The organism is Dactylosporangium salmoneum (assembly GCF_039532525.1).
Taxonomy (GTDB): Bacteria; Actinomycetota; Actinomycetes; order Mycobacteriales; family Micromonosporaceae; genus Dactylosporangium; species Dactylosporangium salmoneum.
The window spans coordinates 67,334-80,077 of sequence record NZ_BAAARV010000078.1 but is presented as its reverse complement, the minus strand read 5'-3'; the positions used below and the strand labels follow the sequence as shown (position 1 = coordinate 80,077).

The 12,744-nt window shown below is 69.0% G+C and carries 13 protein-coding genes; 6 read left to right on the top strand and 7 right to left on the bottom strand.

Annotated elements, in window-relative coordinates; all coding sequences use genetic code 11:
- A partial coding sequence (locus tag ABD352_RS39745) for a cellulase family glycosylhydrolase (protein ID WP_344617746.1) occupies positions 1-690 on the bottom strand: 690 nt, incomplete at its 3' end.
- 351 nt (positions 691-1,041) lie between these two features.
- On the opposite strand from ABD352_RS39745, the gene ABD352_RS39740 reads away from it, so the two are divergent.
- The gene (locus tag ABD352_RS39740; protein ID WP_344617745.1) at positions 1,042-2,163 is read left to right on the top strand and encodes a glycoside hydrolase family 130 protein; all 1,122 of its coding nucleotides are present in this window, start codon (positions 1,042-1,044) and stop codon (positions 2,161-2,163) included.
- A gap of 128 nt (positions 2,164-2,291) precedes the next feature.
- Entirely contained in the window at positions 2,292-3,782 is a 1,491-nt protein-coding gene (locus ABD352_RS39735) for a protein kinase domain-containing protein (protein WP_344617744.1), read from the top strand.
- Positions 3,783-3,795: 13 nt separating this feature from the next.
- On the opposite strand, the gene ABD352_RS39730 is transcribed toward ABD352_RS39735, so the two are convergent.
- From ABD352_RS39730 to ABD352_RS39720, 3 genes are all read right to left on the bottom strand, one after another.
- A complete protein-coding gene (locus ABD352_RS39730) occupies positions 3,796-4,245 on the bottom strand; it encodes a YbhB/YbcL family Raf kinase inhibitor-like protein (protein ID WP_344617743.1) in 450 nt (149 codons plus the stop codon).
- Between the two features lie 21 nt (positions 4,246-4,266).
- The gene (locus ABD352_RS39725; RefSeq protein ID WP_344617742.1) at positions 4,267-4,902 is read right to left on the bottom strand and encodes a CBS domain-containing protein; all 636 of its coding nucleotides are present in this window, start codon (positions 4,900-4,902) and stop codon (positions 4,267-4,269) included.
- Positions 4,903-5,603: 701 nt separating this feature from the next.
- Entirely contained in the window at positions 5,604-6,287 is a 684-nt protein-coding gene (locus ABD352_RS39720) for a class I SAM-dependent methyltransferase (RefSeq protein ID WP_344617813.1), read from the bottom strand.
- Between the two features lie 172 nt (positions 6,288-6,459).
- On the opposite strand from ABD352_RS39720, the gene ABD352_RS39715 reads away from it, so the two are divergent.
- Positions 6,460-6,663 carry a cold-shock protein gene (locus ABD352_RS39715; RefSeq protein ID WP_344617741.1) on the top strand — a complete coding sequence of 68 codons (204 nt, stop codon included), beginning with the start codon at positions 6,460-6,462 and terminating at the stop codon, positions 6,661-6,663.
- A 4-nt stretch (positions 6,664-6,667) separates the two neighbouring features.
- Here the strand turns inward: ABD352_RS39715 and ABD352_RS39710 are convergent, their stop codons facing one another.
- Positions 6,668-7,897 (bottom strand): MFS transporter, encoded by a 1,230-nt coding sequence (locus ABD352_RS39710; RefSeq protein WP_344617740.1) that lies wholly within the window; start codon positions 7,895-7,897, stop codon positions 6,668-6,670.
- A gap of 69 nt (positions 7,898-7,966) precedes the next feature.
- Here ABD352_RS39710 and ABD352_RS39705 point away from each other — a divergent pair, with 69 nt between their 5' ends.
- From ABD352_RS39705 to ABD352_RS39695, 3 genes are all read left to right on the top strand, one after another.
- The gene (locus tag ABD352_RS39705; protein ID WP_344617739.1) at positions 7,967-8,458 is read left to right on the top strand and encodes a MarR family winged helix-turn-helix transcriptional regulator; all 492 of its coding nucleotides are present in this window, start codon (positions 7,967-7,969) and stop codon (positions 8,456-8,458) included.
- A 63-nt stretch (positions 8,459-8,521) separates the two neighbouring features.
- The gene (locus tag ABD352_RS39700) at positions 8,522-9,274 is read left to right on the top strand and encodes a DUF6086 family protein (RefSeq protein WP_344617738.1); all 753 of its coding nucleotides are present in this window, start codon (positions 8,522-8,524) and stop codon (positions 9,272-9,274) included.
- Positions 9,275-10,284: 1,010 nt separating this feature from the next.
- Positions 10,285-10,719, top strand: coding sequence for an NUDIX domain-containing protein (locus ABD352_RS39695; protein ID WP_344617737.1), 435 nt, complete (start codon positions 10,285-10,287; stop codon positions 10,717-10,719).
- Here the strand turns inward: ABD352_RS39695 and ABD352_RS39690 are convergent.
- On the bottom strand, positions 10,689-11,936 hold the full coding sequence (locus ABD352_RS39690; RefSeq protein WP_344617736.1) for an acyl-CoA dehydrogenase family protein: 1,248 nt from the start codon (positions 11,934-11,936) through the stop codon (positions 10,689-10,691). The two genes, ABD352_RS39695 and ABD352_RS39690, sit on opposite strands and share 31 nt — an antisense overlap.
- Positions 11,936-12,718 (bottom strand): DapH/DapD/GlmU-related protein, encoded by a 783-nt coding sequence (locus ABD352_RS39685; RefSeq protein ID WP_344617735.1) that lies wholly within the window; start codon positions 12,716-12,718, stop codon positions 11,936-11,938. Before ABD352_RS39685 ends, ABD352_RS39690 begins: the two co-directional genes overlap by 1 nt.
- Between the last annotated feature and the right edge of the window lie 26 nt (positions 12,719-12,744).

Below are 12,744 nucleotides of genomic sequence, written 5' to 3'. Positions count from 1 at the left end.
CTCGTCCTGGCCCCAGCCGGGGCCGTCGACCAGCAGCGTGTGCCTGAAGCCGGCGGCGCGCAGCTGGCGGATCGCGTCGGCGGTCTGCTGCACCCAGGGCCACGTGGTGCCGTTGGCGAACGGCTCGTCGGCAATGTTGACGATGACGTTGTTCTCGTGGCCGACCATCGTGTCGCGCATGCTGAGCCAGAACTGCACGGCCTCCGCCATCGGTGCCGCCTTCTTGTCCTGGCCGAAGCCGGCGGTGTCGTGGGCGTCGAAGATGCAGATCAGCCGGTTCCTCTGGCACAGGTCGATGACGGTTGCCACCTCCCGGGCCGGCGCCCGCCGCCACTGGTGACCGATGCCGAGGGTGACCCGCACCGCGTTGGCGCCCGCCGCCTTGATGGCCGCGAACGAGCTGTTCTGGTCCGGGTACCACATGAAGTCGTGATTGACGCCGCGCAGCACGAGGTCGCTGCCGTCGGCCTCGACTAGCCGGCCGTCGCGCACCCGGATGCCGATGTGCGGCTCGGCGGCGTGCGCCCGGCCCGGCGTCGAGAGCACGCCCAGGCCGGCCAGGAGCATGGCGACCGCCAGCGCCGCCCGGGCCGGGCCCCCAGTACACAGTCGGGCCAGGCGTTTTGGGTGCGCCGGCGGGGCGTCGTCGCGCCGGGCCGGCCTGAGCGAAACCTGGGCGTCGGTTCTCACGGTTCCCGCGGCTACCCGGGGTCGGCCGCTCCTACCCGAACCGGCGGATGAACCGGTCCACCTCCGTCACTCGGGTAGGTCAACCGGCGTCAGGAGCACCGGCTGGTCTCGAACGTCTGGTGCCCACGCCCGGACTTGCAGCGCGTGGTTCGCATGAGCACGATTGCGACGGCCAGCGCTGTTGCAGCAGTCGACCGGTGTGACACTCCGTGCACCAGAGGTCTCCCGTGACCCATGTTGCGCAAGCGTACCGGCGCCGGCCACGCGGAGTGGTCCCATCGAACGCGCGGTCCACTGGGCCGCCGACGCAGTTCCTGATTACGCCGCGCGGGTGTCACGCAGGGTGCGACCGTGGATGCTGTGACTACGCGTGAGGTGCAGTTCGGTGACGGAACGTCGGGGGTTGTGTCGCTGAACGCGCCCGTCCTGCGGTACCCGAATAATCCGATCCTGACCGCGCACCAGGTTAACGCTGTGTGGCAGGAGCCGCACCTACAGGTGATGACGGTGCACAATGCCGGCGCGGTGGCGCTGGCGGACCGGACCGCGATGCTGTTCCGGTCGCATCTGCGGTGCGGGGTCAGCGTCCTCGGCCTGGCCACGAGCCGGGACGGCGTGTCCGGGTGGGTGGTTCATCCACGGCCGGTGCTGTCTCCCGCTACCAAGGGTGACCTGTACGCGGCCGGCCTCGACTGGCAGGACATCGCGGAGATCGAGTCCGGCGGCGTCGAGGACGCCCGGATCAATCCCGTCGAGGACACGTTCGCCGTCACCTACAGCGCCTACCACGCCGGCATCCGCAACCGGGTGCGCGTGTCTCTCGCACTCACCGACGACCTCTTGGCGTTCACCCGGCACGGGCCGATGCTCGACCGCGACATGCGCAACGTGGTGCTGTTTCCGGAGCGGATCGGCGGGAGGTACGTCGGGCTGTTCCGGCCCAACGACGTCACCGCCGGTGACACGGGCGGCGCGTACACGCAGATCCGCATCGGATATGCGGAGGACTTCAGAACCGGGCCGTGGGAGATCGCCGCCGAGCCGATCATGCGGACTGGTGCGGGCCCGAGCGCCTTCTCCGACAAGATCGGGCCGGGCGCGCCGCCGGTGCGTACGCGGCACGGCTGGCTCGACGTGTTCCACGGGGTGCGCACGACGATGGACGGCAACCCGTACGTGCTCGGCGTGGCCCTGCACGACCTCGACGATCCCCGCATCGTGCGCATGTCCAGCATCCCGCTGCTGTTTCCGTCGCGGGCCGACTGCCGCGTCGCCGACACCGACTACGTGCACGTGCCGAACGTCGTCTTCTCCTGCGGACTCGTGCGCCGGCCCGACGGCACGATCTTGATCTACTACGCCGGCAACGACACGGTCATGAACGTCGGCCTCGCGCACGAGGACGTGCTCGCGGAGCTGTGCCACCGGTACGGCCAGGATCCGCTGACCGGACGGCTCCTGTACGACCTGTAACCGAGCCCTGACGGCCTCGTGGCCGGGCAGGACGACACCGGGCGCACAGCCACAGTGACGTATCGTGACGTCGCTATGGGTTGATTAGGGCAGTTGTGTCAGGGTTGGCCACCATGGTGGGGCGTCTGTTGAACGACCGGTACGAGCTGCGATCGGTCATCGGCCGGGGCGGTATGGCCGACGTATGGCTGGCCGTCGACGGGCGGCTGGGCCGACCCGTGGCCGTGAAGATGCTGCACAACGACGGCGGCGCCGATCCGTCGCTCCCGGAGCGGTTCGAGCGCGAGGCACACACCGCTGCGCAGCTGTCGCACCCGAGCATCGTGGCCGTGTACGACTTCGGGGTCGACGACGGCACGCCGTACCTCGTGATGGAGCTGGTCCAGGGCCACAGCCTCGCCGACGAGCTGGCCGCGGGCCCGCTGGATCCACGGCGTGCGGTGCACATCGCCGAGCAGGTGTGCGACGCCTTGGCGGCCGCGCACGACGCCGGAGTGGTGCACCGGGACGTGAAGCCGGCCAACATCCTCATCAGCGACGAGGGCGGGGTGAAGGTCTGCGACTTCGGCATCGCCCGCATCACCGACCGGGCGCAGACCGCGCTGACCGCTACCGCCACCGTGATCGGCACCAGCTCGTACATGGCGCCGGAACAGGTCCTCGGCGAGCCCGTGGACGCCCGGACCGACCTGTACGCGCTGGGCTGCGTGCTGTACGCGATGCTCGCCGGCCGCCCGCCGTTCCTCGCCGACTCGCCGGTGCAGACCGCCTGGCAGCAGGTGCACCAGGCAGCGGTACCGGTGACGGTGCTTCGGCCCGGCCTGCCGCCGCGACTCGCCGGGCTGGTCGGCGCACTGCTGGCCAAGCGCGCGGCGGACCGGCCGGCGAGTGCGGCGCAGGTCCGCGCGGCTCTGGCCGGTGCCGCCAGCGGAGCCACAACGGCAGTGCTCGGGGGCGAGGCGCCGATCCGCGGGCGCGCCGCGGTGCGGCCGCCAACGCGCAGCCTGCCCGAGCTCGCCGAGCCGCCCGCGCCGGCCACCCGGCGACGGGGCCGTTCGGTCGGGATCGCACTGGCGGCGCTCGGCGCGGCCGCCGTCGCCGTCGCCGTGCTCGCGCTCGGCACCCTCCCGGGCCGATCCGGCCACCCGGCCGCGGCGCCGACCCCCGCGGAAACGACCCAGTCCCTGCCGTCCGCGGATACCTCGAGCGCGGCGCCGAGTGAGACACCGGCCGAGACACCGACCGACACACCGAGCCCAACGCCGACGGACACACCGAGCGACCCGACCGAGGCGATGCTGGCCGCGGCTCGCGCCGCTCTGGAGGCCCAGGTCGGTGACGGCGGTTTGGACAGCGGTACCGCGCGTGAGCTGAACCGCCGGCTCGACAGACTCGGCCGCGAGCTCGCACGCGGCAACGACGAGCGCGCCGCAGCGGAGCTGGCCGGTCTGCGCGACCGGATCGACCAACTGCACCAGGACGGCACACTCACCGGCACCGGGTACGAGGCGGTACTCTCCCTGGCCGACCAGCTCGCGGCGAACCTGCCGGCCCCCGCGCCGTCAGCGAGCGGGACCGACCCGACGCCAGAGCCGCTCAGCCCTCCGCCTGGGGTTTGATGGCCGTACGGCTTCAGCCTCGCTTGTAGCGTCCGGTGAGGTGGCCCGAGGCCAACACCTTCCCCGCCGCCGCCCGTCGAAGATCGGCAGCCGACGCGCCCCCGGCGAGGCGGAGCGGTTCGGACAGGGCCAGCACTTCGAAGACGTACCGATGTGACCGGCCACGGGGCGGGCTCGGCCCCCCGTACGCCCGCCTGCCGAAGCCGTTCTTGCCCTGCACGGCGCCCGCCGGCGCCTCACCTTCACCGAGGCCTGACAGGTCGGGATCGATGCCCCACATGACCCAATGCGTGAAGGTACCGCTGGGGGCGTCCGGGTCCTCGACGAGCACGGCCAGCTCAGCGGTCTGCTCCGGCAGTCCGGTGAAGTTGAGCGGCGGTGACACGTCGACGCCATCGCCCGTGAAGCGCCGAGGAATCTGATCGCCCTCATTGAAAACCGGGCTGGACACAGCAATCGTCACCAGTGCCTCCGGATAAGGGAGTCAGGACGTCGAGTAGACCTTCCCCACGAACTCGGCGAGCCGGCGTTCGTCGAGGTTGCGAGCCAGGTCGGACTCGCTGATCATGCCGACCAGGCGGTGGTTCTCGATGACCGGCAGCCGCTTGACCTGGTGGTCCTCCATCTGCGACAGCACCTCGTTGACGCCGGCGCCGGCATCGACCCAGACCAGCTCACCCCCGGTCAGGTCACGCACCCTGACCTGGCTGGGCTCCTGGCCCTCGGCGATGCACCTCACGACGATGTCGCGGTCGGTAAGGATGCCGTGCAGCCGGTCGTCCGCGCCGCAGATCGGCAGGGAACCGACGCCGAGATCGCGCATCTTCCGAGCGGCGGAGGCGACGGTCTCGCCCTCGTCGACGCACTCGGCTCCCGGATGCATGATGTCTCTCGCCTGCCGCTCCTGCTTCTCGCGAAGCGCCTGCTCATGGTCATCCAGAGCGCGGAGCTTGCTGGCCACGGCCTCACGTGTCGCGTGGCCGGTGTGTTCGGCGTAGCTGGCCTTGCCGATCTCGTACAGCAGCTTGTCGCGCTGCCGCTGGACTCGCGTCTCATCCACTCGCGCCCGGCTCGTCGCCAGGCCACGCTTGGCGGACTTCATCATCTTGTCGAAGGCCATCGTGCCCTCCTCTCCGGCGTACCTCAACGCAAGAGACGGTGGTACCCAGCCAACGCTACGTCGCCGCCGCCACGGACGGCGCCACCCTGCCCCGGTCGGCAGCCCGCGGCGCGACTCGGCCGGCCGCAGCCGGTCACACTCTCCGTTCCGGGCTACGGCGCGATCACTGAGCGTGCAGGGGTCACCGCTCGTGGCGGGTGAAGGCGGGTATTACCTCGAGGAGCACGGCCCCGGCGAGGCTTGCCACTGGGCGTAGGCGTCCGGGAACGCTGAGTGCCCGCACGCCGCTTTTCAGCCTGCGTCGTCGGTATGACGGTGGGTGCCGCATACGTGTCGGTCGGATACGGGTCGCGCGTCGCAACCGACGCGGGCGACTGGCCTTCCGCCTGCGAGTTGCTCTTGTCCTTGAAGACGGTGAACGCCAATACTCCGGCCGCGCAGACGCCGATCAGGCACAACGCGAGCACTCCGCCGATCACGCCGAGGACGAGGAGTGTGTTGCTCTTCGGCTGCGGCGGCGGGGCGCTGGGTATCGGAGAGGCGGCGCCTGGGTAGCCGAGGGGATTCGGCTGAGGAGGCAGCGTCACCCGGGAGTGTCACATAGATCGTCAACAATGACCAAACCAGGCCACCGAGCGGCACGACGCGGCAACGATGCTGCTCGGCAAGGGCTTCGACCGTGCGCCGCGGTGAGTGCGCGGCTAACGGCGCAACCGCAGCACGTCCATCTGGGTCAGTTGGGCGTCTGCGAAGGCGTCCACGAGCGGCAACTGGTAGGTAGCGATGGTCTGCATGCGGCCGCGGGGCAAATGCTCCCGGCCGGGATCGCCGACAAGGACCTCGGCGCCGCGCGCCGTGACGCGTTCCAGGAAGGCCAGAACGCGCTGAGCCACGATCCCGGTGTAAAAGATGTCGCCGGCCAGGACCGTTTCGGCGTCACCGCCGTCACCGTCGAGCAGGTCCGCGAGACATTCGGTTACACGCACACCGTTGACTTTCGCATTGAGTGTGATCGCGGCGACGGCGTACGGGTCTACGTCATTCGCGGTCACCGCGGCCGCGCCGGCCTTTCCTGCCGCGATGGCCACCAACCCCGAACCGGCGGCCAGATCCAGGACCCGCCGGCCGGCCACTGCCGCCGGATGGTCCAGCACATATCGGGCGACCGCCTTGCCCCCGGCCCACGCGGAGGACCAGAACGGGGGCGGTAGCTTCACGCCGGCCCGAGCTTCCATCCTGGCCCACCACACGATGGCGTCCTCGGCCAGATATAGCTGCACTTCGGGTACGAGGGGCACCTCGACAAGGCGAAGCCGGTCCAGCCCGACGCCCGGCGTCGTCACCTCATGGCGCAGCTCGGCCAACGCCTGCCGAACCCGACTCATCATCGATCAAGCATGACGGATGACCGGGGTCGGATCCCGTCATCTGTCCATTGTTGACCAGCCACATCACCCAACGGCCGCCTACGGGTTTCTGTCGTTGCCAATTGGGTACGTTGGCCCGCACCAACGTCGGGTTCAGGGTCGACGACAGTTCAGTGTCCAGGAGGAACGCGTGGCAAGCGGTACCGTGAAATGGTTCAACTCGGAAAAGGGCTTCGGCTTCATTGAGCAGGACAACGGAGGCCCTGACGTCTTCGTGCACTACTCGGCCATCGCGAGCGGCGGCTACCGCGAGCTCAACGAGGGTCAGAAGGTCGAGTTCGACGTGACGCAGGGACAGAAGGGGCCCCAAGCGGAGAACGTTCGAGCCGCTTGACCACTTAGGGAGCTGCCGTGTTCGCCGCTGACGTGGCGGGCTGCGTCCGTTCGGCCTCTTTGTCGGGCCTTTCCCACACCTGCGGATGCAGGAGTACGGCCAGGTTGGCGGCGGCCACCAGCACCGCCCCGATGAGCAGCGGGGCGGTCGTACCGATCACCGCCGCGACCGGGGCGGCGACGGCCAGTCCCAGGGGCCGGGCGGCGAAGGAGATCAGACTGTCGAACGATCCGACCCGGCCCAGCGCCTCCTGCGGGATGCGGCGCTGCAGGGTCGTCTCCCAGAGCGGGCTCAGCACACCGAGCCCGAACATCGCCGTGAAGTAGGCGATCGTGACGACCGCCACGGGCAAGCGCAGCGCGAAGGCCATCAACGGGAGGGCGTAGACGGCGGCCCCGATGGCGACGCCGACCAGCGGCCGGCGGATGGGCAGCCGGGAAGCGGCATACACGCCGATCACCATGCCCGCGGTGCCGACCTGGGCGATGACCACCCAGGAGGTGTCGCCGCCCAGGTGGCGTACGGCGATCAGCGGGCCGAGGGTCAGCAGGAAGCCGGCCGCCAAGTGCCACACGCCATGGCCGAGGACGTTGGCCAGGAACCAGGGATGGCGACGGGTCTCTGCCCATCCTTCGCGCAACTCCGAAAGAAAGACGGCCCGCTGGGTTGGCCGGCGGGGGCGGTCCAGTCTCAGGCGACCGAGCGTGGTCGCGGACGCGATGAACAGCGCTCCGGTGAGGAGCGAGGACCACCCGGCTCCCACCAGGAGCACCAGAGCCCCGGCGGCTGCGGGAGCCGCCATCTGGGCGAGCCCTCCCGCCACCCCGAGTCGGGCGTTGATCCGCAGACGCTCCGGTCCCGCCACCACCGCGGCCACCAGCGTCCGAGCGGCGGGCGTTCCGAAGGCCACGGCCGCACCGGTGATCGCCGAAAGTACCGCTAGATCCGGGATCCGCACGGGCCCGGCGAGCAATTCGGCACCGATCCCTAGCTGGGCGGCGGCCCGCACCAGGTCTGCGGTGAGCACCACCCGTTGGGGCGGGAAGCGGTCGGCGACCACGCCCGCGACGGGCAGCAGGAGGAGCATCGGCAGCAGCTCGGCGGACAGGACCAGGCCAAGGTCCACCGCCGAGCCGGTGTGGACCACCGCGAGCGTCAGGGTGGTGGGAATCAGCGCGGTCGCCAGAGCCGCGAAGGTCCGGCCAACCAGCAGCCGGCGAGCCGATGAGGTCATTGCAGGCACACTATTTCGTCAGCGAATCATCTGTCAACGAAATACTCGCCGCCGTAGCATACTGAGCGGATGGAGGACTCCGTCGACCAACACCTCGCTCGATGGCGCGACAAAGCGCCCTTCGACGAGCGGGTGGAGGCGATCATCACCCGGATCCAGCTGCTGACCAAGCACGTGGGCCATGCCAAGGATCAGGCCCTCGCCGAGGTCGGCCTGCAGGAGTTCGAGTTCGAGACCCTGCACCGACTCGCCGCACGCGGCAGGACCGCGCGTGCCACCCCTTCCGAGTTGGCCACGGAGCTGATGGTGTCGCCGGCAGGTATGACGGGCCGGCTCGACACCCTGGAGAGAGCGGGCCTGGTCCGCAGGCTTCGCGGCACCGAGGATCGTCGCCGTGTCGACGTGGAGCTCACCGAACTCGGGCGATCCCGCTGGTTCGCCGCCATGAAGCTGCGTGGCACCGCCGAGGAAGCCATGGTCGAACCCCTCGACCGTACCGACCGTGACACGCTCATCGTCCTGCTCAAACGCATGCTGGTACATGTGGAGAGCGGGCGTTGATTCCCCGCCAGTCATCGGTCAGCCGCCTCGCCATTACCGGCTCCGGAAAGCGGCGGTGAACGCATGGGAATGATCGCCTATGTCGACGGGATCCAGTTCTGGGAGCCCGGCCAGTCCACCGCCCAGATGTTCTGCACACAGTTGCGGGCGCTGGAGCACTGGATCCAGCGGTCCAGTGGAATCGTGGGCCCGGAGTCCGACGAGCTGTTCATCGACCCGCTGAAGCTGCGGGAGTTCCTGGTCTTCCAGCTCAACGCCTGGAACCGCCAGGGCTCACCGACCATCAAGGCGATGATGCTCGGCGCGATGCAAGTGCTCGCCGCGCTGGACCAGCACATCAACGGGCCGCTGCGAGAACTCAGCGGCAACCCCGAGATCCACGACGGCATGCACAACGCCCTTCCGCCGAGCGGGCTGCGCCCGGCCCCGTGGGGTCCTCCAGCAGCGACCGACCTGCCCCAATCGGTACGGTTCGAACTGGCCGCCATCGTCCAGGATCTGGTCCGCGGCTGGTACAAGACCCTCGCCGAACGCACCGGCAGCGGCGGCTGGTCCTCCGACCGGCTCCAGGCTGTTGTCGATGCATATCCGGTACCGCTGCTCATGCCGCCCCAGCGCATCCCGCCGGATCTGATCAGCACGGTCGATGCGGCTCCCGACGGACCGCGCCGGATCAGCGTGATGTCGCTGTGGGACACGGTGTACGGCGTGTCGCGGCTGCGCCTACGAGTTGTCCACGACACCGCCGGCCACCGGATCAACTGGCTCGGCTTCGGCGACCCGCCCGCCATGTCGCCGACCGAAGCCGACATCTGACGCTTGCACGACACGTCCGCGGATCAAGGGGATGTCCGCAGCGGGCCCACCGCTCGATCCTTGCCGCAACCCCTGGACCGTTAGTGAGCCCTTCGGCTCGTGCGGATGCGGCCGGCGGCCGCAGCAGCCCCGCGTGTGCTGAGCGCCGTTGACACGCGCTGAGACCGTCACGACTCAACGCGTGCCCGCGACCTGCCGGCCAGGGATGTCTGAGGTACTTCGGGAGCTTGCCGGACGCGGGCGGCGGCGTCTTATCACGACTTGACCTTCACACGAAGGCAACCGTTGATCGACGCCCACCGTCGCTCTCGGGAGCGTCGATGAACGACACGACCATCAATACTGCTGCCGAAAGCACCGCAAACACGACCGCGGCAAGCGGTCAAGATCGGCTAAGCATGCACAAGTACCAGGCAGGGACTCGACCAGGAGGGGCGACGGGGAGACTTGAACCCCCAACCTTCCGATTACAAGGCGAGTTATGTCCGTTTTCACAAGTATCGTCGGTGCTATTTCGTGCTATCTTGTCCGGATTTCCGCCCCGTGTGGTCGGGCGCGTCCAGGATGGCGGGGTGGGGTCCAGGCACAGCGGAGCACGTATGGAACGCGGCCGAATCCACTGTGGACGGCCGGCATTGGGCGGCGATGCCGCCCAAGAACTGTCGTACCCGGTCGTCAGGCTCCGCCGCGCGGACACCACTGGGGGGCGCCACATGACCGAAATCGCCGCCCAGCCACCTATGGCTCGTCCTTTGAGGATCTTGCTGCCTTCCTCAAGCGACCCGAGCCCGACGGCTACCCGGTCCACGAGGTACGTGAGTGCGTTTGCCGGACGTGCGGCGGCCGGCGATTCGAGGTGCAGGTGGTGGACACGGAGTCCAGCGCCCGTCGCACGTGCCTGGAATGCGGGCGGCACGAGTGGATCGGCGACGAACAGTACAGTTCGGCGTTAGCCTCCGTTGGTGACCACATCGGCCGGCGAATACACAGCCACGCTCCCGCGTAAGCGCATGGGATCTGGTGTGCTGTTCCGCGATGCCACCAACCGGGTGCTGCTCGTGGAGCCAACGTACAAGGACTACTGGGAGCTGCCCGGAGGCGCCGTAGACGGCGACGAGTCGCCGCACGACGCCGCGCGGCGCGAGGTCGACGAGGAACTCGGCCTAGCCATGTCGCCCGGCCGGTTACTGGTCGTCGACTGGGTCCCGCCACGACCGGGCCGCACCGAGGGCGTGATGTTCGTCTACGACGGCGGCATGCTCGACGCCAAGGCGACCGCGAACCTTCAGCTCCCCGCGGACGAGCTGCGAAGCTGGGCCTGGTGCACGCTCGCCGAGGCGCAGAAACGGTTGTCCCCGTTGCTCGCTCGCCGAGCGGCCGCCGCACTGGACGCGGCGGCCGACGCGGTCACGTACTACCTGGAAGACGGCAAACGCGTCTGCTGACTCATGTTGCGGTGCCCAGCCGACATCAGATCGTGTTGCACCGCCGCCGGTTCGGCTACCGGGGAGCGTTGACACATGAGGCTGCGCCCGCCGGAGCGGTACAGGCTGTCGTGGATCCCGTCCGCGTACAGCAGCCCGGTGAGGTCGGCTCTGGCCTTGGCGATCTGGCTGTTGCGCTGAAAGCCGGCCGCACCGAGGAGCGGCGCGAGGTCCGTTACAGCCCGGTATGCAACGTCGACGCCGGCGGCCTTGCCGAGCCGCGCCGACAGGTCGGCGCTGGGATGTCCCATCGCTGCGAGTCGGCTGGTCGTGAGCGCCGAGAGGAGCGCGGCGGTGATCTCGGCGTGGGTGCGGCCGAGTGTTATCAGGGCGTTGTCGCGGATGCGGGGCAGTGCACCCGCCGTGAGCTTGGCCGCCAGTACTGTCGTGGTAAAGCCATGGACGCCGGCGGCGGCGCCGAGTGCGGTGGCGGTAACCAGCGGACGGAACCTGCTGAAGTGCCGCCGGAACACGCCAAGGCCGTCGCCGGCGGCACCGATCAGGTCTGCCGTCGGATCGAACGAGACGCCATGGAACTGCAGCGAGCCCCACGACCAGCCGGCCAGCCCGAACGGCTCGACCATCTCGCGGTGTAGCGCGGGATCAGCGGCGTCGACGAGACCGGCCGTGATCTGGTCGTCTGGGGCGCGGAAGAAGACGACAAACGCGCTTGATTCGACCAGCCGGGACACCCAGACCTTCTTCCCGGTGATGCGCCACCGGCCGTCTCGGTCCAGCGTTGCCCGGGCGGTCATCTCTTGAAGTCGTGAACCGCCACGCCATTCGGTTGCGGCGATACCGACGAGTTCGCCGCGGTCAAGGCGACTCCGCCAGCGTTCGCCGGTCGATCGGGTGGCTTCTGTCAGGATCATCACACCGTGCCCAGGTCCTATGGCATCGCGCAGATCGAGGTCGTGAAATCCGGCGCAGAACTGCGCCAATGTGTGCCATACCGCGCCCGCCACTGGATCACATGGGGCGTGGTGAACGCAGCCGGCGAGATGGCGGCGGATTCCCAGCAACCATCGCGACCGTATCGGTTGATCCGCGGCATGCGGCACGGTCGCGGCCAACTCCCCGAGTTGCCCGGAAAGCCGGTGCAGCCGTTCCCAGGCTGCCTGGTCAAGCTCGGGGACACTGGACCGCAGCGGCTCGAGCCAGTGCAGGGCTGAGGTCACTATGACACCTGCTCATGTCCGCGGGCGGGAATCCCATAGACGACCGTGTCGGGTGGAACGTCGTGAGTCACGACGGAGCCCGCCCCCACGAGCGCTCGAGCGCCGACCGTGACTCCTGCGAGCAACACCACGCCGGAGCCGACCCGGCAACCGGCCTCAAAGGTCGGCGGCTCCAGCGGCTGTTCGCGATCAGGGTCGCGCCAGATCAGTTGCTTATCGTTGATGGTCCGCACACCCGCGCCCAGGAATACGCGGTCGCCGACAGAGGTCTCTGCGGTCAAGTGCGACCCGGGCGAGCAACGTACGCCATTGCCGATCCGGGTACTGCGCTCGACGGTCATGTTGGCTCCGAGTTGGCTCCCGGAGCCGATCCGGACGCCGGTCCTCAGCACGGTGTTGTGCCCGATCGTGGTGTCGTCGCCGACGTTCACGTCCGCATACAGGACCGCCCCTGCTCGCACGACGACACCAGCGCCGATCGTGGTGACGGCCCCTGCACCCTGGTAGATGTTCCGCACCGCATAGCCGTACTCCGGTTCACCAACGATCGTGTGATGACCGAGGTGGACGTCCTGACCCACGCGCGTACCACCGTGAACCACCGCGAAGGCACCGATGGTTACCCCAGGACCAAGGATGATCGGTCGCGGTGTGCCGAGCATGTCCGCGGTCAAAAACACGGCGCTGGAATGGATACGACAGCCGTTGCCCACTTCCAGCAGGCCTGCACGGCACAGGTCTTCCACGGTGCGTACCGGCACCGTCGTTGCAACTGAGTGCATCACCGCTCCCTTGATCTGTCGTCGGC